We start from the raw sequence: 25,773 nt of genomic DNA on the forward strand, positions 1-25,773 counted from the left end.
AGCGCGAAATCAGCACCTGAAGTCCGTCAGATGAGCCACGGTTTCGCACGTAAGATGTGAAATAAGCGCCGACAGCAACTGCTGCGTCTGGATGATGTCACGACAGTCGGCAATTGATGCCGCACAGTGCCCATACCGCGTAGCTGGCCCCATAACAACCGTCGGGATCCCCGTTCCGCTGACGTGTACGGCCCCGCCGTCTGTGCCGCCATTACTGAACATATCGAGTTGTAACGGGATGCCCGCATCAGTGGCTACACTTTCAATCCATGCCGTCAGCTTTGGCGGCGCAATCAGCGATTTATCGCTCAGCACCAGCATCGGGCCTTTGCCGAGCTGTCGGTGGTTGGCCGCGCCATAATCAAAATTTTTCGCCCAGCAGGCTGTATCCAGCACGATCGCCACATCGGGCGCAACCGCACGCGCTGCCGTTTGCCCTCCGCGCAGTCCCACTTCTTCACTGGAACTGGCCACCAGCCACACCTCGCAAGGAAGGATGGCGTTATGCCATGCGCGCAGCAGCGCGATCAGCAAATAACATCCAAGTCGGTCATCAAAGGCTTTGCCCATGACGCGTTGGTGCGGCAAAACCTGAAAAGTCGTGTCAAAGGTGACGCGATCGCCTGGACATACGCCGGCCTGAAGTACTTCGTCATAAGACCGCGCGCCAATATCCACCCGCAGCGCATTCACCTCATTGCCACTGCGATCTCCGTCGAGCAGCCCCGGGATTTTGCTCTCTTCTCGGGTGGTAATCCGCACTGGCTGTAACTGTCTGGCCGCCATACGCACATTTCCCACCGGCAAGACATCGATCGCCCCTTCCCTGGAAATACTGCGCACAATAAATCCCACTTCATCCATATGCGCGCAGATCATTACCTTCGGACCGGTTGATTCATTCAGGCGGATCAACACCGATCCCAACCCATCGAAGCGCACTTCTTTGTGCAGACGATCTGCTTCTTCGAGCAAGATCTGTCGCACCTCCTGTTCTGAGGAGGCGATCGCATCAGCCTCGCTCAGCGCCTTCAGTAGCGATAAGTCCATCACGCCTCTCCCGTGTGTAACAATGTTTTCGCCATGGTGTAGAGCACCTCGCCGCCGTCTGGCGTAACCAGCACCACGTCCTCGATACGCACTCCGCCCTGCCCCGGCAGATAAATACCTGGTTCAACGGTGAGCAGCATTCCCGCCGCCAGAGGCGTCTCATCGGTAGGGGAAAAACGTGGGTTCTCATGGACTTCAATGCCGATAGCGTGTCCGGTATTGTGACCAAACGCATTACCATAGCCCGCCTGTGTAATAACTTGCCTGGCTGCGGCGTCCACCTCATTGCAACGCGCGCCAGGTCGAATTGCCGCTACCGCCGCCAGTTGCGCTTCCAGGACAACCTGATAAATCGAAAATAGCGCACTGTCTTCTGCTGGTTGCCTGGCGTCAGGTATGCGAAACGTTCGCGTCATATCCGAACAATAGCCCTGATACTGCGCGCCAAAATCCAGCGTAATGAATTCACCTGCTGCAACCCGTTTATCGCTGGCTTTGCCATGCGGCAGCGCCCCGCGCCAGCCGCTGGCGACAATGGTGTCAAAAGAAGCTTTGTCTGCGCCAAGCGTGCGCATAAACCACTCCAGTTCGGCGGCAATCTCGCGCTCACTCAGACCGGGTTGAATAAACCGCCGTATATGTTCAGCGCTGAGGTCGGCAATCCGACAGGCTTCACGGATACTGGCTATTTCCTGGGCCGTTTTCACCTGCCGAAGCACGTCCGGCACGGCGCTGACCAGCCGTCCATGCAGTTTGCCTGCCCAGGCCTGTGCCGTTTCCCAGCTTACCTGCTCGCCTTCGAACCCCACCGTCTGCAGCTTTTCGTCAGCAATGATGTGATTCACCCGCGAATACAGCGTCTGTGTGCCATCGAGGAGATGGATCTGGTAGCCCTGGGTACGCGTAGCGACATCAGTGTAATAACGGGCATCGACCAGGATATGCGCGCTTTCATGGCTGATAAACACATACCCTGAACTGCTGGAGATCCCCATATGTGGCTGTTTATTCTGCCGCGATGACAGCAGCATCGCATCGAGATGTTGCGCCGTTAACCAGTCACGCAGCGAGGCAAGTAAGCTCATGGTTACAATCCTTTTGATCAGAGGCTTTCAATCAGCAATTTGCCTTTGCGGTACATCAGATGGCGCAGGAACACCACCATCAGCGCCGTAATCACCGCACCTAACAGGATCCCTGCCATATAGACACCGAGATTGGTCACCAGCGGCCATGCCCAGATAGCCGACTCAGGGAACCATTGCACCGCCCCCAGCCAGACGGCAGCCGTCGATCCGACAATGGCGCCAACCATGTAAGAGGGAATTGCCGTGATGGGGCTTTCCAGCGCAAACGGGATAGCCCCTTCGCTGATGCCCATAAATGCGAGGAACATTGCCGTTTTTCCCTGCGGGTAGAGCTGGGCGCTGAACAGACGTTTCCCCGTTAAGCGGCGGTCAAGCAGCGTTGCCAGCCCGAGACCAATCGGCGGAATCACAATCGCAATAGAGCGCGCGGTGACCGGCAGAACGTGATCGGTGGTAAAGCTGAAGGCGACAAATCCAGCAGCTTTATTAATCGGCCCCCCGAGGTCGATGGCCGTTGCCGCGGAAATCCCCATCGCATACATCAGCGTCCCTTTCTCTCCTGCTGCGGTCAGCAGAGTACGAATTCCACCGTTGATCCAGCCGCCAAACGGCGTGATTACGTAATACATCGCCAGCATGACGAAAATGGCGGAGAGAATGGGTAGCAAAAAGGTGGTTTTGAACGCCAGCAGGAAATCAGGGAGCTGGATTTTTTGGTTCATCCACTTCACCAGATACCCGGCAACGATCGAGATAATGAGCGCGCCAATAAAGGTGGAAGGCACGGGAGCACTGGTTACCCATTGCAGCGTCGATGGGTCAAAATTCAGCATCTGGGTAGGCTGAGTAGACATCAGCCCACCGATGAACCCCGCCGGAAACGCCAGTTTGCCGCCAATCGAATTGGCAACGAACGCGGCAAACATCGGAATAGCAAAACCAAACAGCACGCCGCCAAAAGATTGCGACAACCAGGCAAACTTCAGTAATGAGAGATTAAAACCGGTAAATTTTCCGCTGTTCAACGCATCCATGATGCCCGTGTCAGCAGGAATATCGAGCCAGCTATAAGCGATCAGTTGCGAGAAGGCGAGAATTACCCCGCCCATAATCAATGTCGGCACCATGCGTGAAATACCCGACATCACATGTTGCGGAAGTTCGCCCCAGAAGCTGTTGCGGGAGGCCGGTGGATTTTTTATTGCCGCTGTCGCACCAGATGCGCCTGGCACAACGGTTGCACTGCGTTTTTTAATGGCCATACGTAGTTCCCTGTCGATGATTATTGTTGTTCAGCGGCAACCATCTCTTCGATCTCTTTAATGATGCCGGCCGCATTTTTTATCGCGTCCTGTAGCGTAATTTCGTAGACGTCACGCGACTCGAAACGCTCGTTATCTTCCGGGGTAACGGCAACTGAATGGATGATTAACGTCGCCTCAGCGATATCCTGCGCCGTCAGTCGATTTTGAATTCCGTCAGCGCCCTGAGTTTCGATTTTCACTTCATAACCGGCTTCAACCGCCGCTTCTTCCAGCGCCTGCGCCGCCATAAAGGTGTGAGCCAGCCCCATTGGGCACGCACAGACAGCAATCAATTTTTTGCTCATATTCATTTCCTCGTAATAGTTAACGAGAGAAATTATGGTCCGAGGCAAGTAGCGACCGTTATCAGACAAATAATGCTTTTACTGGACATATAATCCAGTAATCAGGAAGTGTGACGAAGGTCGGAAAGCTGGGCGGCAGGCATAAAAAAACCGCGTCAGTAGCGTAATGCTTGTCAGTTAATCATTATGGAGAACATGTGATTGCGACTCAGGGTTCCGTTCACTTCAGCTTTTCACTTTTCTGAAGCACAGGTACCCGTGAACGTGCAAGGGAGGCTCACCGCCGCCTCCCTTGCAACCCAGGCTCCCGGCGGGATTGTTAAGGGTACGGCGATAGTACCCTTAACACGTTCACTGGGAGTAATCGTTTCAGAGAAGTGAAAAACATAAGGTGAACGTAACAAATACCGGGGGCAACAAATTCATTACCTCCGGATATGCCGCTCTTAGCTATAGTTACGACGATTGCTCGTCGTTAACTGATCGTCATTACGTCAGAAGCGCGGTTTAGTGGGAATACAGGCCGGATGATTGCTAAATACCATCCGACATTGGCCTTACAAAATATGCCCCAGCGTCTGACGCAAATGTGCGCCAGAACCAAGCAGGCCCGGATTATCATGCACAATCAGATACACCGGAATATCCTGAACGTAGGCTTTAAAACGTCCTTTATCTTCAAACCCACCGCGGAAACCGGAAGCTTTAAAGAATTCAAGGAAGCGCGGCACGATCCCGCCAGCGATGTACACGCCGCCAAACGTGCCCAGCGTTAACGCCAGATCGCCGCCAAAGCGGCCCATGATCACACAGAACAGCGACAGCGCGCGGCGGCAGTCGATACAGGAATCTTCCAGCGCACGGGCGGTGATATCCTTCGGCTGCAGATTTTCCGGCAGGCGGCCGTCTGATTTGACGATGGCGCGATACAGGTTCACCAGTCCGGGTCCTGAGAGCACACGTTCAGCAGAAACATGACCGATTTCCGCACGCAGAACCTCAAGGATAATCCCCTCTTCTTCGCTGTTAGGCGCAAAATCCACGTGCCCGCCTTCACCCGGCAGACTTACCCAGCGTTTATCAACATGCACCAGATGCGCCACGCCGAGGCCAGTTCCCGCGCCATACACCGCAATCGGTTTGCCTTCGACAGGTTCCGCGCCGCCAAACTGGATCAAATGCTCTTTTTTCAGCATGGGGATTGCCATCGACACGGCGGTGAAATCATTAATGATTTCCAGATGGCTAAAGCCCAGATTTTTTTTCATCTCAGCAATAGAGAATGCCCAGGTATGGTTGGTCATTGCCACCCAGTCGCCGGTGATCGGACAGGCAATGGCAATGCAACCATCTTCGACGCTGACGCTATGCTCATCCAGGTACACGCGCACCGCAGCCTCCAGACTGGGGTAATCCAGCCCGGAATAGGTTTTTGCCTGCGAAATCTCGCCACTGGCAATGTCGCACAGAGCAAGACGTGCGTTGGTGCCGCCAACATCACCTACTAAAGCATATTTTGTCATTCTTCCACTGCTCCGCTAAAGTCAGAATAAATCTTTGCCACACTGTAAATTCATGGGGGCATAACAACAACGGCCTGAAGGCTGATGCCCGTAGAAAATCGATCCAGATCACACAATTACTTTATCGTTTCAGCACCATTTGCAGCGATGCGGTCGCGCAGGCTGTGCAAACTATATCTATGACTCTGTTTGAAGGAATTGAAAATGCTCCATCCGCGAGCCAGAACGATGCTCTTGCTATCAACTCCCGCGATAATCATTGGCATAGCGTCCAGCCTGGTGTTGATGGTTGTGATGAAAGTCGCTTCCGTTTTACAGCAATTTTTATGGGAGCGTCTGCCGATTAGCATCGGAATTGCCCAGGACTCTCCGCTGTGGATCATCGGTATGCTCACGTTAACCGGACTGATGGTCGGGCTTGTCATCCGCTACAGCCGGGGCCACGCTGGTCCGGATCCGGCTTGTGAACCGTTAATCGGAATGCCGGTGGCCGTTTCGGCGCTGCCAGGCCTGCTGGCGGCGCTAATCCTCGGTCTGGCGGGCGGCGTCAGTTTAGGGCCGGAACATCCCATCATGACCGTGAATATCGCCCTCGCAGTGGCGCTTGGCAGCCGCCTCTTTCCGCGCATTGCTAAGCTGGACTGGACCATTCTCGCCTCTGCCGGCACCATCGGGGCGTTATTTGGTACTCCCGTGGCCGCCGCGTTGGTGTTTTCGCAAACGCTGAATAGCTCGAACGATGTTCCTTTATGGGATCGCCTGTTTGCGCCATTAATGGCCGCCGCCGCAGGTTCACTGACCACCAGCCTGTTCTTTCATCCCCATTTTTCATTGCCCATCGCGCACTATACGCAAATGCATCTGATCGATATCCTCAGCGGTGCGGTCGTTGCTGCTATCGCCATTGCCGCGGGCATGGTGGCCGTCTGGTGTCTACCGCGCTTGCATCATTTAATACATCGGCTTAAACACCCGGTACTGATCCTTGGGGTTGGTGGTTTTATTCTCGGTATTTTGGGTGTAATTGGCGGACCGCTTACCTTATTTAAGGGACTGGATGAAATGCAGCAAATGGCGTTTAGCCAGACGCTGGGGACAACGGATTATTTGCTGCTTGCCGTGATCAAACTGGCGGCATTGGTGGTCGCAGCAGCGAGCGGTTTTCGCGGCGGGCGAATTTTTCCGGCGGTCTTCGTGGGTGTCGCGCTGGGTCTGATGCTGCACGCCCATGTTGAAGCCGTTCCGGCAGCCATCACGGTCTCCTGCGCGATTCTCGGGCTGGTGCTGGTCGTTACCCGCGACGCGTGGCTGAGCCTGTTTATGGCGGCAGTCGTGGTGCCAGACACCACTTTGCTGCCGCTGCTTTGCGTCGTTATGCTCCCCGCCTGGCTTTTATTGGCCGGAAAACCAATGATGATCGCCAGCCGTCCCGAGGAGTAGCTATCCTCCGTTGCGAGATTCCAGCGCACGGGTCACCGTGCGCAATAACTCAGGAAGATCGGCTTTCGGTAGCACCACTTCAATTAATGACAACCGTTGCGGACGGGACAGCCGGGCCAGCACTTCCTCCAGTTGGACCGCCTGCTTCACTCGCCAGCATTCCGCCTGACATTCATGACTTAACGCCTGCGGCACCAGCGTCCAGTTCCATCCGGCGATGTCGTTATAACGCTGATTTGCCCCGTGAATGGCCCTCTCCACGGTATAGCCGTCATTGTTAAGCAGTAAAATCACCGGTGATTGCCCGTCCCTGAGCATAGAGCCCAGTTCCTGGATAGTGAGTTGCGCTGCACCATCGCCAATAATCAGGATCACCCGGCGGTCCGGGCAGGCCGTTTGCGCGCCAAATGCCGCCGGGAGCGCGTAGCCGATGGAACCCCACAGGGGTTGGACCAGGACTTCCGCACCGCTGGGTAGCGAGAGCGCTGCCGCACCAAATGCCGCCGTTCCCTGGTCGACGAGGATGATGTCATCCGGCGCCAGATAGTGTTGCACCGTTTGCCAGAAATTTTCCTGGGTCAGCAGCCCCTTCTCAACCTGGATACGCCCAACTGGCGGGCGTTCGGGCGGCAGTGAAAACGACATCTCCAGACACAACTCGCGTAACGTAGTGACGGCCTGTTCCATCGGAACGTTAAACCATTGGGTACCAACACGTGACGCATGGGGCTGAACGTCAATCGTGCGCTCCGGTGGTAACCGTTGCGTAAACCCAGCGGTCAGGGTGTCGACAAATTGTGTACCGACGCAAATAATCGTATCGGCATCTTCAATGGCCTGGCGCACATAGTCGCTACTGGCTCCGGCGCTGTACGTACCGACAAACGCCGGGTGACGCTCATCAAATAACCCTTTCCCCATCAACAGCGTGGCGTGAGCCATCGGCGTTTCCGCCATCCAACGCTGCAATACAGGCTGTAAGCCAAAACGCTGCGCGAGAAAGTCGGCCAGCAGCGCTACGCGCGGACTGTCCAATAGCCGCTCGCGGGCATAATAGCGAAACGCTTCCGCCACGCTGCTTTCCGGTTCGCTCAGAGGAATAATCAGGGCGTCATTCGGCGGCGTGGCGGGCTGTTTTGCCACATCAGCAGGCAACATCAAATAGCCCGGCCTGCGCTCAGTTAACATCGCCCGCAGCACGCGATCAATTTCATAGCAGGCGTTTTGTTCATCCAGCACTGCGCTGGCCGTCGTTACAGCCTGCTGCATACGGTAAAAATGCTGAAAGTCACCGTCGCCAAGGGTGTGATGCATCAGTTCCCCACGACGCTGCGCACCGCGACAGGGCGCGCCGACAATATGCAAAACGGGAACATATTCCGCATAGCTTCCCGCGATACCGTTGATCGCACTTAACTCCCCCACGCCAAACGTGGTGAGCAAAGCTCCCGCCCCTGCCACCCGGGCATAGCCATCCGCAGCATAAGCCGCATTTAATTCGTTCGCACACCCGACCCAACGTACGCTGGGATGTTCAATCACGTGGTCAAGAAACTGCAAATTATAATCGCCAGGCACACCAAAGAGGTGGCCGACGCCACAGCCTGCCAGCCTGTCCAGCAGATAATCAGCAACGGAATATTGGGTTTGCATGACAGCTATCCTTCTGACGGTAACCTCAATGTTGAGTATCGAAGAACTGTGATGACTGTCCAGGGGAGTTGCTGTGAAGGGGGTGGAAAGCAAGATGTACAGTTTTGACGATTAAAAATTCATTACAGTCTGCTTTGTGTAAACGTATACACTCAATGACACACGTTATCCAACAGGAGGCTACATGGTTTATCAGGCTGATGAAAATCGCTATCAAACAATGGAGTATCGCCGCTGCGGCCAGAGCGGTCTCAGGTTGCCGATTGTCTCTTTGGGTTTGTGGCATAATTTTGGTGATGCCACGCAGGTAGAGAACAGTCGTGCGCTGTTACAGCGCGCATTCGATCTGGGAATTACTCATTTTGACCTGGCGAATAACTATGGCCCGCCGCCGGGCTCAGCGGAGCGAAATTTTGGCCGCATTCTGCAGGAAGATTTTTTACCGTGGCGGGATGAGCTGATCATCTCCACCAAAGCGGGCTACACCATGTGGGAGGGGCCCTACGGCGACTGGGGATCGCGCAAGTACCTGATTGCCAGCCTCGATCAAAGCCTCAAACGCCTGGGGCTGGAGTATGTTGATATCTTCTATCATCACCGGCCCGATCCTGAAACGCCGCTCAGAGAAACCATGCGCGCGCTGGATCATATTGTCCGTCAGGGGAAAGCGCTGTACGTCGGGCTGTCTAACTATCCGGCTGAGCTTGCCAGGCAGGCGATTGAAATACTCGACGATTTAGGCACCCCCTGCCTTATCCACCAGCCTAAATATTCCCTGTTTGAACGTTGGGTCGAAAGTGGCCTGCTGTCGCTGTTACAGGAAAAGGGTGTTGGCAGTATCGCCTTCTCACCGCTGGCGGGTGGGCAATTAACCGACCGCTACCTGAACGGTATTCCTGCGGACTCGCGCGCGGCAAGCTCCAGCCGTTTTCTTAACCCGGACCAGTTAACGCCACAAAAACTGGAAAAGGTCCGTGCGCTGAACGCGCTCGCAGAGCGCCGGGGACAAAAACTTTCTCAAATGGCGCTCGCGTGGGTATTACGGGAAGACAAGATCACCTCCGTGCTGATAGGCGCCAGTAAACCCGCGCAAATTGAAGACGCCGTTGGCATGCTGGCAAACCGGCATTTCTCTGCCGAAGAGTGCGCCGAGATTGATGCCATTCTGAGCTGATTGAAATAAAGACACATTTATTAACAAAAAGTGCTCTCGCTCGCGATTTAAGAGTTAAGGCGATGAAACGGGGCTTTACTGCCCCGTAATATTACGTTAACAGGCCGGCTACGGCTCGATCGTGAAGGAGAGTAAACATGTTCAGGTCACTGATTCTGGCGGCAGTCTTATTGGCTTTTACCCCGCTGGCCGCGAACGCTGGCGAAATCACCCTGCTGCCATCAATAAAATTGCAAATTGGCGATCGCGATAATTACGGTAACTACTGGGATGGCGGCCGCTGGCGCGACCGGGATTACTGGCATCATAACTATGAGTGGCGCAAAAATCGTTGGTGGCGTCATGACAACGGCTATCATCGTGGCTGGGATAAACGTAAAGCTTATGAGCGCGGCTATCGCGAAGGCTGGAATGACCGTGACGACCATCGCGGTCGCGGGCGCGGTCACAAACATCATCATTAATGTAACAAAAGAGCCTGCGGGCTCTTTTGTTTTTACAAACCCAGCGCGGTTCCCACCAGTAACCAGATATTGAGCGCGACCACTAACACCACAATCATCCAGCCAATGTATTTGACCCAGGCGGTGTTAACCAAATCCCCCATCAATGTGCCGTTGCTGGTAAAGATCAGTAGCGGCACCAGCGCAAGGGCAATCCCGAAACTGAGCAACACCTGGCTCATCACCAGAATACGGGTCGGATCCAGCCCCATCAGAATCACAATAAATGATGGCATCATAGTGACGGTGCGACGTACCCATAATGGGATATGAAAGCGGATGAATCCCTGCATCACCACCTGCCCCGCCAGCGTGCCGACCACAGTAGAAGACAGTCCCGCTGCCACCAGGCTTAAACCAAACACCGTCGCCGCCGCATGGCTCAACAGCGGTTCAAGGGTCAGGTACGCTTGATCGAGATCGGCGATACCGGTATGCCCGCTAAAATGAAATGCGGCGGCAGCTGTCGCCATCATCGCCAGGTTCACAAATCCGGCAATCGTCATGGCGATAGCCACATCCCATTTGGTGGCCGTATAGCGCTGTTGGCGCGTTCCGCCGTGCAGATGCTGGGTTAAGGAAGAGTGCAGATAAATGACGTGCGGCATGATGGTCGCGCCAAGTACGCCTGCGGCCAGGAACACAGCCTCCGAATTGGGCAGGCTGGGAATAATCATCCCCTTGCTAAGCTGCGCGAAGTTCGGTTGGGAAAAGATCAGTTCCACAATGTAAGCCGCAGCGACAAACAGCAGCAGGCCGCCAATGACTTTTTCCAGCGGCTTTTGCCCGCGGCGCTGCAGCATCAAAATTAAGAATGTCGCGATGCCGGTAAGCACGGCCCCCTGCAATAACGAAACGCCCAGGATCAGTTTGAAACCAATCGCAGCGCCAATAAACTCAGCAAGGTCGGTCGCCATGGCGATAATTTCAGCCTGCACCCAGTAAAACCACACCACCGGGCGAGGATAATGATCGCGAATTTGCTCTGCCAGGTTTTTACCCGTGGCAATACCCAGTTTTGCCGACAGCACCTGAATCAGCATCGCCATCAGGTTTGCCCAGACCACCACCCACAGCAATTTATAACCAAAGCTGGCCCCTGCCTGGATATTGGTGGCAAAGTTACCTGGATCGATATAACCGATCGCCGCGATGAACGCAGGTCCCATTAATGCGAGCTTCAACTTGCGCGCTGCCCGTCCACTGCTACTCTCAACGCGATCGTTCGTCATTTTAGTGCCCCAGAAACATAGCCTTTGCTATGTTTCAAGCTACGCCCATTGAGAATGATTATCAAATTCATTTTAATGGGTGAAGTTGATTTCTCTGATAGAGATTGTCTATGGATCGATAAAGATTCTGGAAATACCGGTGAGATGTTTAATTATTGTTATTAGATTAGCACAATGACATAACTTTTCACTTCCCTACTCAACATAACAGAAGTGTATCGCCGATCACTAATTTTGAATCTCGTCACAGGTCCTTATTATAGTGTGTGTTTGATCTCGTTTTCTTTATGGTTGTTACATAGAATGTGCACGAAAACTAAACCTGCCTCATATTTGGAGCAAATATGGACCGCGTTCTTCATTTTGTCCTGGCCCTTGCCGTGGTTGCGGTACTCGCACTGCTGGTAAGCAGTGACCGTAAAAAAATCCGCATTCGTTATGTTATTCAACTGCTTGTTATTGAAGTGTTACTGGCATGGTTCTTCCTGAACTCTGATGTCGGTCTGGGCTTCGTGAGAGGCTTCTCCGAGATGTTTGAGAAACTGCTCGGATTCGCTAATGAAGGGACAAACTTTGTCTTCGGCAGCATGAACGACAAAGGCCTGGCATTCTTCTTCCTGAAAGTGCTTTGCCCGATCGTCTTCATTTCCGCGCTGATCGGTATTTTGCAGCATATCCGCGTTCTGCCAATTGTCATCCGCGCGATTGGTTTCCTGTTATCTAAAGTCAACGGTATGGGTAAGCTGGAATCCTTTAACGCCGTCAGCTCCCTGATCCTGGGTCAGTCCGAGAACTTTATCGCCTATAAAGATATTCTCGGCAAAATGTCCCGCAACCGTATGTACACCATGGCTGCGACAGCGATGTCGACGGTTTCCATGTCTATCGTCGGCGCGTATATGACCATGCTGGAGCCGAAGTACGTGGTTGCTGCGCTGGTTCTGAACATGTTCAGCACCTTTATCGTCTTGTCGCTGATCAACCCCTACACCGTTGATGCCAGCGAAGAAAACATTCAGATGTCTAACCTGCACGAAGGCCAGAGCTTCTTCGAAATGCTGGGTGAATACATCCTGGCAGGTTTCAAAGTGGCAATTATCGTTGCAGCCATGCTGATTGGTTTCATCGCGCTGATCGCCGCCCTGAACGCCCTGTTCGCTACCGTGACCGGTTGGTTTGGCTACAGCATCTCCTTCCAGGGCATCCTGGGCTACATCTTCTACCCGGTTGCATGGGTAATGGGTGTACCGTCCAGCGAAGCGTTGCAGGTGGGCAGTATCATGGCAACCAAACTGGTTTCTAACGAATTCGTCGCGATGATGGATCTGCAGAAAATCGCCTCTACGCTCTCTCCACGCGCTGAAGGCATCATCTCTGTGTTCCTGGTCTCCTTCGCTAACTTCTCTTCCATCGGGATTATCGCCGGCGCGATTAAAGGCCTGAACGAAGAACAAGGTAACGTGGTTTCCCGCTTTGGTCTGAAGCTGGTGTACGGCTCTACGCTGGTGAGCGTACTGTCTGCATCCATCGCAGCACTGGTGCTGTAAGCCTAAGACAACATTGTCGTGTTAAGACCGGGGAGGTTTTTCTCCCCGGTTTTTTTATGCGTGTTATTCAGCAAACCAAAGAAATATAAGGTGAGAACTGGCAGGATGTAAAAACAAAAAACCCCCGCTTTTCAGCGAGGGTTTAAATTTTGGTGGAGCTAAGCGGGATCGAACCGCTGACCTCTTGCATGCCATGCAAGCGCTCTCCCAGCTGAGCTATAGCCCCACGATGCTTTTACGTACATACCAAATTTATTGGGATTAAATTTGGTGGAGCTAAGCGGGATCGAACCGCTGACCTCTTGCATGCCATGCAAGCGCTCTCCCAGCTGAGCTATAGCCCCACGATGCTTTTACGTACATACCAAATTTATTGGGATTAAATTTGGTGGAGCTAAGCGGGATCGAACCGCTGACCTCTTGCATGCCATGCAAGCGCTCTCCCAGCTGAGCTATAGCCCCACGATGCTTTTACGTACATACCAAATTTATTGGGATTAAATTTGGTGGAGCTAAGCGGGATCGAACCGCTGACCTCTTGCATGCCATGCAAGCGCTCTCCCAGCTGAGCTATAGCCCCGTCACGTAAAGCTTGTCGAGTTGACGGGCGGCATCATATGAATTCCCTTCGCGTGTGTCAACGGCAAAATTAACTCATAGAATTCAATCGCTGAAAAAGCAGTCAAATGAAGAACATTGCGTAACAACTCGCATTCAGTAGTTAAACGCGTCACGGTTTCTACTAAAATGGTGCTATAAAATGAGCCACTAATTAACCCCACGACTACTCAGGGAATCGTTATGTTCAAGGAACGGATGACGCCAGAAGAGCTTGCTAATCTGACCGGATACAGCCGACAGACCATCAATAAATGGGTGCGCAAGGAAGGTTGGGCTACATCACCAAAACCAGGCGTTCAGGGCGGTAAAGCCCGTCTGGTTCACGTCACCGAACAAGTTCGTGAATACATTCGCAGCGCTGAACGTTCAGCCGAAGGTTTATCAGATAACTTATCGTTATCCGGTGATACTTCGATTGAGGCGCTGCTGATTAGACTCGCCAAAGAGATGACGCCATCAGAACAGAAAATGTTTACGTCATTGATCCTGCGTGAAGGCATTACGGGTTTATTACAACGCTTAGGGATCCGCGAAAACAAATAATATGAAAAAATTACGCAGCAAAATGACGACCGAAGAGCTGGCGGAATGTCTCGGGGTAGCCAAACAAACCGTCAATCGTTGGATCAGAGAGCAAAACTGGACCACCGAAAAATTTCCCGGCGTTAAAGGTGGTCGTGCAAGACTTATTCATATTGACTCCGGTGTCCGCACGTTTCTGCTCAACGTTCCCGCTTTTCGCAAAGCTCCTGAGTTTTATCAGGCTGAAGAACCGCTGGCAGAATACACCCATGTAGTACGCAGCCATGCCTGTCGCCAGATAATCAGCGCACTGGACAATATGTCGCCAACGGAACAAGAAAAGCTGGCGATGTATATCTCGCGCGAAGGGATTCGTAATTTCCTTATTCGTCTGGGCATTGATGAGTCTGAATAACAGGCAAAAAAAACGGCAGGAGCGCATCCTGCCGTTGTGTCATCAATCAGTCAGAATTACTGCTGACTTTCACGCTCTGCAATAAACGCCAGTGCTTTGTTAATACGCTCAACGCTGCGGGATTTGCCAATCGCATGCACCGTGACGTCTAACGCCGGGGACTGACCCGCGCCGGTTACCGCGACGCGCAGCGGCATCCCAACTTTACCCATGCCCACTTCCAGCTCATCAGCGGTTGCCTGAATCGCGTGGTGGACGTTTTCTGCCGTCCATTCGGTAATGGCGGCCAGTTTGTCGCGAACCACTTCCAGCGGCTGACGCGCAACCGGACGCAGGTGTTTCTTCGCCGCGTCAGCGTCGAACTCAGCAAAGTCTTCATAGAAGTAGCGGCAGCTCTGCGCCATTTCTTTCAGCGTCTTGCAACGCTCGCCCAGCAGTTTCACCAGCTCAGACAGTTGAGGCCCAACGCGAGTATCGATATTTTCCTGCTCAATGTGCCACTGCAGATGCGTTGCCACATATTCCGGTGCCAGCGCATTAATGTAGTGATGGTTCAGCCACTGCAATTTTTCAGTGTTGAACGCGCTCGCAGACTTGCTCACCGCACCGAGGGAGAACAGTTTAATCATCTCTTCACGGGTGAAAATTTCCTGATCGCCGCTGGACCAGCCCAGGCGCACCAGATAGTTCAGCAGCGCTTCCGGCAGATAGCCGTCATCGCGGTATTGCATCACGCTGACCGCACCGTGACGTTTAGAGAGTTTTTTACCGTCGTCGCCGTTGATCATCGACACGTGCGCGTAAACCGGCACCGGCGCATTCAGCGCTTTCAGGATATTGATCTGACGCGGGGTGTTGTTGATATGGTCTTCGCCACGAATAACGTGAGTGATTTCCATATCCCAGTCATCGACAACCACGCAGAAGTTGTAGGTTGGGGAGCCGTCGGTACGGCGGATGATCAGATCGTCCAGCTCCTGGTTGCTGAATTCGATCGGCCCACGGATCTGATCGTCAAAAATAACGGAACCGTCCTGCGGGTTGGCAAAACGCACCACGCACGGTTCATCGGCGGCATGGTGCTCATGACCGTGGCGGCAGCGGCCGTCGTAACGCGGCTTCTCACCGTTCGCCATCTGCTCTTCGCGCAGCGCATCCAGACGCTCTTTGGAGCAGTAGCACTTATATGCGGTGCCTGCTTCCAGCATTTCATCAATAACAGCGTTGTAGCGATCAAAACGTTTGGTCTGGAAGTACGGGCCTTCATCCCATTCCAGATTCAGCCAGTTCATACCATCCATAATGGCTTCAATAGCTTCCGGCGTGGAGCGTTCGAGATCGGTGTCTTCAATACGCAGCACAAACTCACCGCCATGGTTACGTGCAAAAAGCCAGGAATAAAGAGCAGTGCGCGCACCGCCGACGTGCAGGTAACCTGTCGGGCTTGGCGCGAAGCGAGTTTTGATTTTCATGAAATGGCCTTACGTTTATAAAGATGCCGACAACCGGCAAATCCAGGGAAGATTATCAGGCTCGTATTCTATCACTGTGGTCTGATTCCTCAATGTTGATCGGGTTGGAACATCACGCTTTGCCATTTTCGTATACAAATCATGCTGCATGGATTGTTTTGCGATCGTTTTGTTTAAATTTACGACGAACGAACAATTTCTTTTGAAAATGCGTTGACTCATTTTCAACTCTCCCTATAATGCGACTCCACACAGCGGGGGTGATTAGCTCAGCTGGGAGAGCACCTCCCTTACAAGGAGGGGGTCGGCGGTTCGAACCCGTCATCACCCACCAACTACTTTATGTAGTCTCCGCCGTGTAAAAACAAGAAATTGAGAAGTGGGTGATTAGCTCAGCTGGGAGAGCACCTCCCTTACAAGGAGGGGGTCGGCGGTTCGATCCCGTCATCACCCACCACTTTCTCGCCAGCTGGATTTCTTGTTAAAATATGAAGTACCGAAGTGGGTGATTAGCTCAGCTGGGAGAGCACCTCCCTTACAAGGAGGGGGTCGGCGGTTCGATCCCGTCATCACCCACCACTTTCTCGCCAGCTGGATTTCTTGTTAAAATATGAAGTACCGAAGTGGGTGATTAGCTCAGCTGGGAGAGCACCTCCCTTACAAGGAGGGGGTCGGCGGTTCGATCCCGTCATCACCCACCACTTCGGGTCGTTAGCTCAGTTGGTAGAGCAGTTGACTTTTAATCAATTGGTCGCAGGTTCGAATCCTGCACGACCCACCAATGTAAAAAGGCGCCCTAAAGGCGCCTTTTTGCTATGCGCAAAATTCAACGATTCGAACCTGCAGCAGGTTCGGGTCGAACGTAGTGAGACAACGGAGCCGTTTACAGCGACGACCCGAAGGGCGAGCGAAGCGAGTCATCCTGCACGACCCACCAATGTAAAAAGGGCGCTGGCGGCGCCTTTTTGCTATCTGCGATATGAAAGATTCGAATCTGCTTACCTGATGCGCTGCGCTTATCAGGCCTACAGGCAACACCACACGCGTAGGCCGGATAAGACGTTAGTCGCCATCCGGCGCAGACATCATACCATCAACGCCGCCACCAGTTTCTCCAGCGCGGGCGTTGCCTGCTGCTGGTCATACACAATATACAAATCCGCCGGAATACGTTCCTCTAACGGACGGAACACCACACCCGGCCAGCTCATTTGTGCATAACTGTCTGCAATCAACGTAATTCCAACTCCCATACTGATCATCGCCAACACCGTTTGTGGCTCCTTCACCTCGCGAATAATCATTGGTGAAAATCCGGCGCTTAGGCAAACGCGCTGTAAAAATGCCCAGTCGGTATGAATGGACGGCATTGTGACAAAATATTCGTTCCGCAACGCTTCCAATGGTATCGCGGCAAGTTCTGCCAGGGGATGCTCTTCTGGCATCGCCACCAGAAAAGAGGATTCGTGCAAACGTAGGCTGGTGAATCCAGGCGAAGGTTCTGTCGCCATCCGCCAAATTCCCGCATCCAGCTCACGTCGCTCCAGCATCGTCATCTGCATGGCAGGCATATTCTCGCGAAACAGCACCTCAACGTTAGGGTTATCTTTTAAGAAACGCCGCATCACTGGACGCATTTTTCCCCACATCGCCGTACCGATAACACCCAGCTCAATCCGCCCTGCGTCGCCGCGACCAATTTGCTCTACCCTCGCCAGCGCCTGATTCGCACTGGATAGCAATCGGCGCGACTCTTCCATCAAAATTTTTCCGGCATGTGTTAAGGCTACACTGCGGGAATGTCGGATAAACAGCAAAGTGCCGAGTTGTTGTTCCAGCTCTTTAATATGCGTACTGAGCGGCGGTTGCGACATATTCAGGCGAGCAGCAGCGCGTCCAAAATGCAGTTCTTCTGCGACAGCAAGAAAATAACGCAGTAACTTCAGATCGATACGGTGCGTGCGTTCCATGGATAATGCGCTCCTGAGGACAAAGGATAATGCGCAAAGTTACCACATCGCAGCACAGAACATGAAACAGCGGGTAGCAGGCCCCGCCGTTAATGTGCCAGTGATTTCTGCACCCGTCGTTCAGGGTCATGTTTATATTTGAAGAACAACGCAAAGATAACCGCAAGCGCTAACGCATACGCGGCAAAGACTAACCAGATAGTCTGCCAGTCCTTAACGCCATCGACAGAGAAGTAATCTACCGCCATCCCGCTCAGGATTGAGCCAACCCAAGCGCCCACGCCATTGACCATCGTCATAAACAGCCCCTGCGCACTGGCGCGAATGTTAGAACTCACTTCCTGCTCTACAAACACCGATCCTGAAATATTGAAGAAATCAAACGCGCAACCATAGACAATCATCGACATCAGCAGCATCACAAAGCCGACCGGGGACGGATCGCCAAAGGCAAAAAAACCAAAGCGCAGCGTCCACGCCAGCATGCTCATCAGCATTACCGTTTTAATACCAAAGCGTTTGAGGAAGAACGGGATAGTCAGGATAAAGCCCACTTCCGCCATCTGTGAAACTGAAAGCAAGATAGAGGGATACTTCACCACAAAACTGTCGGCAAACTCAGGATTACGAGCAAAATCATGCAGGAACGGATTGCCAAAGACATTAGTAATTTGCAGTACCGCCCCCAACATCATCGCAAACAAAAAGAAGATTGCCATACGTGGATTTTTAAACAAGACAAAAGCATCCAGCCCAAGCTTGCTGGCAAGCGTTGTGTTCGCTTTCTTCTCGGCAACCGGAATTTTCGGCAACGTCAGCGCATACAGAGCCAGCAGCAACGATGCGCCAGAAGCGATATACAGTTGCGCACTGCTCAGTTCCAGTCCCATCAGACTCACCGTCCACATGGCCACAATAAACCCTATAGTGCCAAACACGCGAATGGGTGGGAAAGCGGTGACCGGGTCCTGACCCGATTGCGCCAGACACGAGTAGGAAACACTGTTCGATAACGCAATCGTCGGCATATATGCCATCGCGTTAACCAACATCACCCAGAACATGGTCTGCGGATCGGTAACGGTAGTGGCATATAGCAACACACCCGCGCAGACAAGATGGCAAAGCATGTAGGCGCGTTCGGCGCGTAGCCATTTATCGGCAATGATCCCCATTATGCCCGGCATGATAATCGCTGCCAGCCCTTTCGAACTGTAGACCATACCCACATTCGCGCCGGTAAAATCCAGGGTATTAATCATGTAAGAACCCAGGGTAACCAGCCAGCTCCCCCAGATGAAATATTGCAAAAACGACATGAGCTTTAAGCGAGATGCGATACCCATTTTTTCCGTTCCTTGCCAAAAAAGTAAGACCCCGCAAGCGGGGTCAATTTTTAATTATTCAGGCCAGTTTGCGCAAAAAGCCGCAGATCAGATTGATAAAGTTCTGCCGGGAGAGTTCCGCTGCCGCCAGCGTCTGCGCGTGAGATAATTTCACATCGCCCAAACCTTCCGCCAGGTTAGTGATAGCTGCGACCGCAACCACTTTCAGACCGCAATGGCGGGCAGAGATAACTTCAGGCACCACCGACATCCCCACGACATCGCCACCAATGATTTGCATCATGCGAATTTCTGCCGCGGTTTCAAAGTTTGGTCCCGGATAAGAGACAAATACGCCTTCGCTCAGCGGGAAACCTTCTTCTGCGGCAACGGTTTGCAGGATTGCACGATAGTCAGCATCATAGGCATTCGCCAGCGAAAAGAATCGCTCGCCAAAACGCTCATCGTTAAGTCCCACCATCGGTGTACCTGGCATCGTATTGATGTGATCGCTAAGCGCAACCAGACTACCCGGCCCAACTTCAGGGCGGAGGGAGCCTGCGGCGTTGGTACAAAATAACAGTTCACAGCCCAGCAGCTTCAGTGTGCGAATGGCATCGGTCATCACCGTCATACCGCGCCCTTCATAGAAATGTCCACGCCCTTTCATACAGGCCACCGGAATACCTGCCAGATTTCCCAACACCAGTTCACCGGCATGACCGTGAACGGTGCTCACCGGGAACCCGGGAAGTTTCTCGTAAGAAATGGCCACCGCATCCTCAATTTGATCCGCCAACGCGCCCAGGCCTGAGCCAAGAATAAAAGCGACGCGAGGAGTGAAATCCGGCTTATAGCCACGAATAATATCGGCGCTGTACCAGGGATTTTGCGAGAAAAGAGAGTGGCTCATGAGATATCCTTAATACTGAGTAATCGAAAATAACGTCGCGTACCACACTGTTATAGCGGGACTACGCAATCGATTACCAATACCGTTTATCCCGACAAGCGATAGTAAATCGGTATCGATGAGGTACGCTAAACTGGTTTGAATTCACATTATTTTTCTGCCAGAAATGGCATGGGGCGGTTTATATCTTATACAGCGGATCGCTTGCGCGACCAGCAGTTAACTCACTGGCCTGCATGCGCACCACGTCCCACAACGCCTGAGCCGCGGTAGATAAAGAACGGTTTTTACGTCGCGCCAGCATCAATTGTCGTTCAACCACCGGCGTCAGACGCTTAACCTGTAAATGGCTACCCTGCGGTAAGGGGAGCGCCAGCGCGGGCAGTACGCTGATACCAATGCCCGCCTCTACCATTGGAAACAACGTGGCCGGGTGACCAATCTCCTGAACAATATTGGCATCAATCGAAAAGTGGGCCAGCGCCGCATCGATCAGCGGTCGACTGCCGGAAGCGTAATCCTGTAGCACCAGACGCTCATGATAGAGATCCTGCCAGTTGACCCATTCCCGCTGGGCTAACGGATGATCCTGCCGACACAGCAACAGGAAAGGTTCGGACAGTACGGCTTCACACTGCAGATCGGTCACAGCACCAGGATCAATCACAATGCCAAAATCGACTTCTCCCTGGCGAATGCTTTCCAGCACCCACTGCTGTGGCCTGTCGTGCAGCACAAAATCGATCGCAGGATAAAGCTGATTACTCTGGGCAATACACTGTGGAATCAGGTGTGCGGAGATCGTCTGGCTGGCGGCAACGCGCACCGTTCCGGTTAACTGCGTCCCCACCTGGCCTGCTTCACGCAGGGTGCTGTGCAGTTCATCCAGAATACGCTCCAGTCGCGCCGCCAACTGATGCCCGGCTTCTGTCAGTACCACTTCTCGTGTTGTTCTATCTAATAATCGGACGCCCGTCTGCCCTTCCAGCTCTTTAACGCTATGGCTGACCGCCGACTGGCTTAAGCCAATGATATCCCCCGCCCGGCTAAAACTTTTAGCCTGAGCGACGGTAACAAAGATACGGAGCTGACGCAGAGAGTAATTCATCTATTCGATTCATATATGGATGCAATAAATCAATTTTATTTCTCAAACGGAAAAACGCAAAATGTTCCTACCGAATTTCAGGAGCTTTTATGAAACTATTTCGTATTCTTGATCCGTTCACGATAACGCTAATTACCGTCGTTTTACTGGCTTCCTTTTTCCCGGCCGAGGGCGGTTTTGTCCCTTTTTTTGAAGGCTTAACCACCGCCGCCATTGCCCTGCTGTTTTTTATGCACGGGGCAAAGCTGTCGCGTGAGGCCATTATTGCCGGCGGTAGCCATTGGCGTTTGCATCTGTGGGTCATGTGCAGCACTTTCGTCGTCTTCCCGGTATTGGGTGTTCTGTTCGCATGGTGGGCACCGGTTAATGTTGACCCGATGCTGTATACCGGTTTCCTGTATCTGTGTATTTTGCCGGCCACGGTGCAGTCGGCCATCGCCTTTACATCGCTGGCGGGAGGTAACGTCGCCGCCGCCGTGTGCTTCGCTTCGGCCTCCAGCCTGCTGGGTATTTTCCTTTCACCACTGCTGGTAGGCCTGGTGATGAATATGCACGGCGCGGAAGGCAGCCTGGAGCAGGTGGGGAAAATTATGCTGCAACTGCTGCTGCCATTCGTGTTGGGACATCTTTCACGTCCATGGATTGGTAACTGGGTATCACGACATAAAAAGTGGATCGCCAAAACGGACCAATCCTCCATTTTACTGGTGGTGTACTCTGCCTTTAGCGAAGCCGTGGTTAACGGGATCTGGCACAAAGTGGGAATCGGCTCACTGCTGTTTATCTGCGTGGTCAGCATCGTTCTGCTGGCCATTGTGATTGGCATAAACGTCTTTGTTGCCCGGAAATGCGGCTTCAATAAAGCCGATGAAATCACCATTGTCTTCTGCGGTTCGAAAAAGAGCCTGGCGAATGGGATCCCAATGGCAAATATTCTGTTTCCGACTTCGGTGATTGGCATGATGGTGCTGCCTTTGATGATCTTCCATCAAATTCAGCTGATGGTCTGCGCCGTGCTGGCCCGTCGCTACAAGCAACAGACGGACGCATTGCAGGCGCAGCAGAAAAGCCGCGCCGCAAAGGCTTAAAGCGGGCGTTTCAGGGGCTGCACCAGTTGCGTCAGCCCCTCAGTTTTAATCAGCAGCGTGATTTGCATCAGCTCGCCAAGTTTACCCGCCGGGAATTCATCCTTACGGGCAAACCACAGCAGATACTCTTCCGGGACATCAATCAGCCGACGCCCCTTATATTTGCCAAAGGGCATCACGGTGTTGGCGATTTCAACCAGCTGCTCTTTTTCCATCTCAGGCACCCAGTAAGCGGATCATTTCAGCTTCATCAATCACGGTAATACCCAGTTCCTGCGCTTTTGCCAGTTTCGAACCCGCCGCTTCGCCGGCAATCACCAGATCGGTTTTCTTCGACACGCTACCGGCCACTTTGGCGCCCAGTTCGGTTAATCGTGCTTTGGCGTCATCACGCGACATCAGGCTCAGGCTTCCGGTCAGCACCACCGTTTTGCCCGCGAACGGGCTGTCGATTTCCTCAGCGTTGATAACCACCGGCGCGGGCCAGTGAATGCCCTGCGCCAGCAACTGGCCTATCACCTCGCGGTTGCTCTCTTCGGCAAAGAAATTAAACACGTGCGTCGCGACCACAATGCCAACATCCGGCACTTTTTGCAGCTCTTCAACAGAGGCCGCTTCCAGCGCATCCAGAGTGCCGAAATACGCCGCCAGACCTGCGGCAGTGGCCTCGCCGACTTCACGAATGCCCAGCGCGTAGAGGAAACGGGCAAACGTCGTTTCTTTCGCTTTTTCCAGCGCATTCACCACGTTTTGCGCCGACTTTGGCCCCATCCGATCGAGTCCGGTGAGCTTGCCTGCCGTCAGGGTGAAGAGATCTGCTGGCGTATGGACATACTCTTTCTCCACCAGTTGATCGATAATTTTGTCGCCCATACCGTCAACATCGAGCGCGCGGCGGGAAACAAAGTGTTTCAACGATTCCTTACGCTGGGCGCCGCAAATCAGGCCGCCGGTACAGCGAGCGACCGCTTCGCCTTCCACACGTTCAACATCAGACCCACACACCGGACAGTGCTGTGGAAACACGATTTCACGCGTCTCTTCCGGGCGCTCGGAAAGCACCACGTTGACCACCTGCGGGATTACATCGCCCGCCCGGCGAATAACGACTTTATCGCCAATACGCAACCCCAGACGATCGATTTCATCGGCATTATGCAGAGTGGCGTTACTGACCAGAACCCCGGCAACCTGAACCGGCTCAAGGCGAGCAACAGGCGTAATCGCCCCGGTACGTCCGACCTGAAACTCAACATCGCGAACAAAGGTCATCTGCTCCTGCGCCGGAAACTTAAAGGCCACCGCCCAGCGCGGCGCGCGAGCGACAAAGCCCAGTTGCTCCTGCAACGCCATGGAGTTGACTTTAATCACCACGCCGTCAATATCGAAGCCCAACGTCGGTCGGTCTTCTTCAACCTTATGATAGTAAGCGAGTACTTCCTCCGGCGAGTCACACAGCGCTACCCTGTCGCTTACCGGCAGTCCCCACTCTTTAAATTGCAGCAGACGGCCGAGGTGAGTATCAGGCAGCGCGCCGCCTTCCAGCACACCAACGCCATAGCAGAAGAAAGTAAGCGGTCGCTTCGCCGTGATACGGGGATCAAGCTGGCGTAATGACCCGGCGGCGGCGTTGCGCGGATTAGCAAACACTTTATTGCCGGTGCGGCGGGCTTCTTCATTAATTTTTTCAAATCCGGCCTGTGGCAGGAACACTTCCCCGCGCACTTCCAGACGCGTGGGAATATTATCGCCACGCAGTTTTAACGGGATCGCGCGGATAGTGCGCACGTTAGAGGTAATATCCTCCCCCGTGGTGCCATCACCGCGCGTTGCGGCGCTGACCAGTACGCCGTTTTCATACAGGATACTGACCGCCAGGCCGTCCAGTTTCAGTTCACAGCACCAGGTCAGCTTATCGGTGCTCTTCAGTCGGTCCTGCACGCGCTTGTTGAAGGCGAGAAAACTCTCCTCATCAAACACGTTATCCAGCGACAGCATCGGCACTTCATGGCGAATCTGGCTGAACGCCGACAACGGCGCGGCGCCAACGCGTTGGGTTGGCGAGTCGGGGGTAACAAGGTCCGGATGCTGCGCTTCCAGCTCGCGCAGTTCACGCATCAGGCGATCATATTCCGCATCGGGAATTTCCGGCGCGTCCATCACATGGTAGAGATACTCATGATGGCGAAGCGTGGTTCGCAGTTCTGTCAGTTGTTGTTCGATTGATTCCATATCGCACCATCAATGATAAAAAACCCCCGACAGGCGGGGGTTTAGCAAGGAAATGTCACGCCAGAAGAAAATCAGGCGTGAGATTCTTTAACTTCGCGGATGCGGTCCTGATATTCGCGCAGTTTCTGCGGCGTCATCATACGACGTTGATCGTCGAGCACCACACCGCCAACTTCATCAGCAATGTGCTGCGCGGACTGCAGCATCAGCTTAAAGTTTTGCAGCTCGTCCCCGTAGGACGGAACCTGCATAAAAATAGTCACGCCAGGCGTGCTGAAGTCGCCCGTCATTTCCGGGTCAAAGGTACCAGGATTAACCATGTTGGCAAGACTGAACAGCGACGGACCGCTGCCATCCGGGCTCAGGTGACGATGGAAAATATTCATATCGCCAAATTTAAAACCGGCTTGCTGAATGCTGTTGAGCAGCACATCACCGTTGAGTTCGCTACCATGGTGAGCCGCGACGTTCATAATAATGACCGCTTCTTTACGCTGCGGTTTTTCGGCAACAGGCGCTTCTTCAACGACCGGCTCAGGCTGCGGTTGGTGTTCAACGACAGGCTCTGCTGGCTGGAAGGTCTGCGGCGCAGGCTGCGGTGCCTGCTGCACGGGCTGCTGAACCTGCGGAGCAACGGGCTGATGCTGTACCGGCTGTTGCACCGGTTGCGGCTGAACAGGCTGATGTTGCACAGGCTGCTGCGGTTGAACAGGCTGAGGCTGCTGCTGAACATGCGGCGGCGGTACTGGCGCTTGTGCAGGCTGCTGCGCGGTTTGACGCGGCTGAGCAGACGCATAAGGCGGCTGGTACTGGTGTTGCGGCGACTGAGGAGGAACACCATGTTCCTGCGCGTTACCGGGAGCATGATTCACACGATGAACGCGAACTTCGCCCACGCCTTCGTCTTCCTCGACGTTGTCGTCGAACGAATCCTCGTCTTCACGTTTAGACTTCATGCGTTTCAGTGGGCGATCGCGGAATATAGAAGACCGCTCTTTACGGCTAGTCCAAAAACCATGTACCAGTAAAGCGATTATGGCGATCGCGCCAACAATGATTAATATCAGACGCAAATCCTGCATCATTATATTCTCTGTTGTTCTAACACCTTGCCACCACGGCAAACATTTACTCACTAAGAGTATTTGTCGATTACGCCAAGTGCAAGTGCACTCTTGGCTTTCACGGCATAAAGATGAACAAAATTGTGCTTTTTGCTGTTTTTTCGAACATTTCCGAACAGCTTAACGCTCAACAACCCGGTAAGATACGCCAGGTTTACCAGAGC

At 53.3% G+C, this 25,773-nt stretch carries 22 protein-coding genes, 9 tRNA genes and 1 other RNA gene; 13 read left to right on the top strand and 19 right to left on the bottom strand.

Annotated elements, in window-relative coordinates; genetic code table 11:
* Positions 1-9: 9 nt before the first annotated feature.
* The 5 genes from ypdE to glk form a co-directional block, all read right to left on the bottom strand.
* Positions 10-1,050, bottom strand: a complete 1,041-nt coding sequence (gene ypdE / locus FDW97_RS08670) for an aminopeptidase (protein ID WP_085047782.1) — start codon at positions 1,048-1,050, stop codon at positions 10-12.
* Positions 1,050-2,135: an aminopeptidase gene (ypdF, locus tag FDW97_RS08675; protein WP_137350916.1), complete on the bottom strand. Its 1,086-nt coding sequence runs from the start codon at positions 2,133-2,135 to the stop codon at positions 1,050-1,052. Before ypdF ends, ypdE begins: the two co-directional genes overlap by 1 nt.
* A gap of 17 nt (positions 2,136-2,152) precedes the next feature.
* Entirely contained in the window at positions 2,153-3,400 is a 1,248-nt protein-coding gene (locus tag FDW97_RS08680; RefSeq protein ID WP_038642433.1) for a PTS fructose transporter subunit IIC, read from the bottom strand.
* Between the two features lie 20 nt (positions 3,401-3,420).
* Positions 3,421-3,747, bottom strand: coding sequence for a PTS fructose transporter subunit IIB (locus FDW97_RS08685; RefSeq protein ID WP_003028254.1), 327 nt, complete (start codon positions 3,745-3,747; stop codon positions 3,421-3,423).
* A 557-nt stretch (positions 3,748-4,304) separates the two neighbouring features.
* On the bottom strand, positions 4,305-5,270 hold the full coding sequence (gene glk / locus FDW97_RS08695) for a glucokinase (RefSeq protein ID WP_137350917.1): 966 nt from the start codon (positions 5,268-5,270) through the stop codon (positions 4,305-4,307).
* A 204-nt stretch (positions 5,271-5,474) separates the two neighbouring features.
* On the opposite strand from glk, the gene FDW97_RS08700 reads away from it, so the two are divergent.
* Positions 5,475-6,710, top strand: a complete 1,236-nt coding sequence (locus FDW97_RS08700; RefSeq protein ID WP_137347728.1) for an ion channel protein — start codon at positions 5,475-5,477, stop codon at positions 6,708-6,710.
* Here FDW97_RS08700 and FDW97_RS08705 read toward each other — a convergent pair whose 3' ends face one another.
* Positions 6,711-8,363 carry an alpha-keto acid decarboxylase family protein gene (locus FDW97_RS08705; RefSeq protein ID WP_137350918.1) on the bottom strand — a complete coding sequence of 551 codons (1,653 nt, stop codon included), beginning with the start codon at positions 8,361-8,363 and terminating at the stop codon, positions 6,711-6,713. It abuts the gene before it with no gap.
* 184 nt (positions 8,364-8,547) lie between these two features.
* On the opposite strand from FDW97_RS08705, the gene mgrA reads away from it, so the two are divergent.
* A complete protein-coding gene (mgrA, locus tag FDW97_RS08710) occupies positions 8,548-9,537 on the top strand; it encodes an L-glyceraldehyde 3-phosphate reductase (protein ID WP_069324508.1) in 990 nt (329 codons plus the stop codon).
* 137 nt (positions 9,538-9,674) lie between these two features.
* Complete coding sequence (gene ypeC / locus FDW97_RS08715) at positions 9,675-10,001, top strand: DUF2502 domain-containing protein YpeC (protein ID WP_003834889.1); 327 nt, start codon at positions 9,675-9,677, stop codon at positions 9,999-10,001.
* A gap of 32 nt (positions 10,002-10,033) precedes the next feature.
* Here ypeC and FDW97_RS08720 read toward each other — a convergent pair whose 3' ends face one another.
* Complete coding sequence (locus FDW97_RS08720) at positions 10,034-11,272, bottom strand: Nramp family divalent metal transporter (protein WP_038642443.1); 1,239 nt, start codon at positions 11,270-11,272, stop codon at positions 10,034-10,036.
* A gap of 344 nt (positions 11,273-11,616) precedes the next feature.
* On the opposite strand from FDW97_RS08720, the gene nupC reads away from it, so the two are divergent.
* The gene (gene nupC / locus FDW97_RS08725; RefSeq protein WP_038642445.1) at positions 11,617-12,819 is read left to right on the top strand and encodes a nucleoside permease NupC; all 1,203 of its coding nucleotides are present in this window, start codon (positions 11,617-11,619) and stop codon (positions 12,817-12,819) included.
* 150 nt (positions 12,820-12,969) lie between these two features.
* On the opposite strand, the gene FDW97_RS08730 is transcribed toward nupC, so the two are convergent.
* The 4 genes from FDW97_RS08730 to FDW97_RS08745 all read right to left on the bottom strand — a co-directional run bounded on the left by FDW97_RS08730 (position 12,970) and on the right by FDW97_RS08745 (position 13,399).
* Positions 12,970-13,045 (bottom strand) — tRNA-Ala (locus tag FDW97_RS08730).
* A 42-nt stretch (positions 13,046-13,087) separates the two neighbouring features.
* Positions 13,088-13,163, bottom strand: a tRNA-Ala gene (locus FDW97_RS08735).
* Positions 13,164-13,205: 42 nt separating this feature from the next.
* Positions 13,206-13,281, bottom strand: a tRNA-Ala gene (locus tag FDW97_RS08740).
* 42 nt (positions 13,282-13,323) lie between these two features.
* Positions 13,324-13,399, bottom strand: a tRNA-Ala gene (locus FDW97_RS08745).
* Positions 13,400-13,620: 221 nt separating this feature from the next.
* On the opposite strand from FDW97_RS08745, the gene FDW97_RS08750 reads away from it, so the two are divergent.
* Both FDW97_RS08750 and FDW97_RS08755 read left to right on the top strand, forming a co-directional pair.
* Positions 13,621-13,983 (top strand): YfeC-like transcriptional regulator, encoded by a 363-nt coding sequence (locus tag FDW97_RS08750; protein ID WP_006683575.1) that lies wholly within the window; start codon positions 13,621-13,623, stop codon positions 13,981-13,983.
* A gap of 1 nt (position 13,984) precedes the next feature.
* Positions 13,985-14,377: a YfeC-like transcriptional regulator gene (locus FDW97_RS08755; protein WP_038642449.1), complete on the top strand. Its 393-nt coding sequence runs from the start codon at positions 13,985-13,987 to the stop codon at positions 14,375-14,377.
* A 56-nt stretch (positions 14,378-14,433) separates the two neighbouring features.
* On the opposite strand, the gene gltX is transcribed toward FDW97_RS08755, so the two are convergent.
* Entirely contained in the window at positions 14,434-15,849 is a 1,416-nt protein-coding gene (gltX, locus tag FDW97_RS08760; RefSeq protein WP_038642458.1) for a glutamate--tRNA ligase, read from the bottom strand.
* A gap of 258 nt (positions 15,850-16,107) precedes the next feature.
* Here gltX and FDW97_RS08765 point away from each other — a divergent pair.
* From FDW97_RS08765 to FDW97_RS08790, 6 genes are all read left to right on the top strand, one after another.
* Positions 16,108-16,183 (top strand) — tRNA-Val (locus FDW97_RS08765).
* Between the two features lie 47 nt (positions 16,184-16,230).
* Positions 16,231-16,306 (top strand) — tRNA-Val (locus FDW97_RS08770).
* A gap of 46 nt (positions 16,307-16,352) precedes the next feature.
* Positions 16,353-16,428, top strand: a tRNA-Val gene (locus tag FDW97_RS08775).
* Positions 16,429-16,474: 46 nt separating this feature from the next.
* A tRNA-Val gene (locus tag FDW97_RS08780) sits at positions 16,475-16,550 on the top strand.
* A gap of 4 nt (positions 16,551-16,554) precedes the next feature.
* Positions 16,555-16,630 (top strand) — tRNA-Lys (locus tag FDW97_RS08785).
* Positions 16,631-16,652: 22 nt separating this feature from the next.
* A non-coding RNA gene (locus tag FDW97_RS08790) (RtT sRNA) lies at positions 16,653-16,786 on the top strand.
* 148 nt (positions 16,787-16,934) lie between these two features.
* Here FDW97_RS08790 and FDW97_RS08795 read toward each other — a convergent pair.
* From FDW97_RS08795 to FDW97_RS08810, 4 genes are all read right to left on the bottom strand, one after another.
* Positions 16,935-17,819, bottom strand: coding sequence for a LysR family transcriptional regulator (locus FDW97_RS08795; RefSeq protein WP_038642460.1), 885 nt, complete (start codon positions 17,817-17,819; stop codon positions 16,935-16,937).
* A gap of 89 nt (positions 17,820-17,908) precedes the next feature.
* A complete protein-coding gene (locus tag FDW97_RS08800; protein WP_042306957.1) occupies positions 17,909-19,165 on the bottom strand; it encodes a nucleoside permease in 1,257 nt (418 codons plus the stop codon).
* 58 nt (positions 19,166-19,223) lie between these two features.
* Positions 19,224-20,057 carry a xanthosine phosphorylase gene (xapA, locus tag FDW97_RS08805; RefSeq protein ID WP_038642464.1) on the bottom strand — a complete coding sequence of 278 codons (834 nt, stop codon included), beginning with the start codon at positions 20,055-20,057 and terminating at the stop codon, positions 19,224-19,226.
* Between the two features lie 181 nt (positions 20,058-20,238).
* A complete protein-coding gene (locus FDW97_RS08810; protein WP_069324504.1) occupies positions 20,239-21,165 on the bottom strand; it encodes a LysR family transcriptional regulator in 927 nt (308 codons plus the stop codon).
* Positions 21,166-21,254: 89 nt separating this feature from the next.
* On the opposite strand from FDW97_RS08810, the gene FDW97_RS08815 reads away from it, so the two are divergent.
* Positions 21,255-22,253, top strand: a complete 999-nt coding sequence (locus tag FDW97_RS08815; protein ID WP_137350919.1) for a bile acid:sodium symporter family protein — start codon at positions 21,255-21,257, stop codon at positions 22,251-22,253.
* On the opposite strand, the gene FDW97_RS08820 is transcribed toward FDW97_RS08815, so the two are convergent.
* The 3 genes from FDW97_RS08820 to zipA all read right to left on the bottom strand — a co-directional run bounded on the left by FDW97_RS08820 (position 22,250) and on the right by zipA (position 25,570).
* On the bottom strand, positions 22,250-22,468 hold the full coding sequence (locus FDW97_RS08820) for a DUF3820 family protein (protein ID WP_032944144.1): 219 nt from the start codon (positions 22,466-22,468) through the stop codon (positions 22,250-22,252). The two genes, FDW97_RS08815 and FDW97_RS08820, sit on opposite strands and share 4 nt — an antisense overlap.
* Position 22,469: 1 nt before the next feature.
* Entirely contained in the window at positions 22,470-24,485 is a 2,016-nt protein-coding gene (gene ligA / locus FDW97_RS08825; RefSeq protein WP_085049685.1) for an NAD-dependent DNA ligase LigA, read from the bottom strand.
* A gap of 71 nt (positions 24,486-24,556) precedes the next feature.
* On the bottom strand, positions 24,557-25,570 hold the full coding sequence (zipA, locus tag FDW97_RS08830) for a cell division protein ZipA (RefSeq protein WP_137350920.1): 1,014 nt from the start codon (positions 25,568-25,570) through the stop codon (positions 24,557-24,559).
* Positions 25,571-25,773 lie beyond the last annotated feature (203 nt).

The sequence above is a fragment of the Citrobacter sp. wls708 genome (assembly GCF_005281255.1).
Classification (GTDB): domain Bacteria; phylum Pseudomonadota; class Gammaproteobacteria; order Enterobacterales; family Enterobacteriaceae; genus Citrobacter; species Citrobacter werkmanii.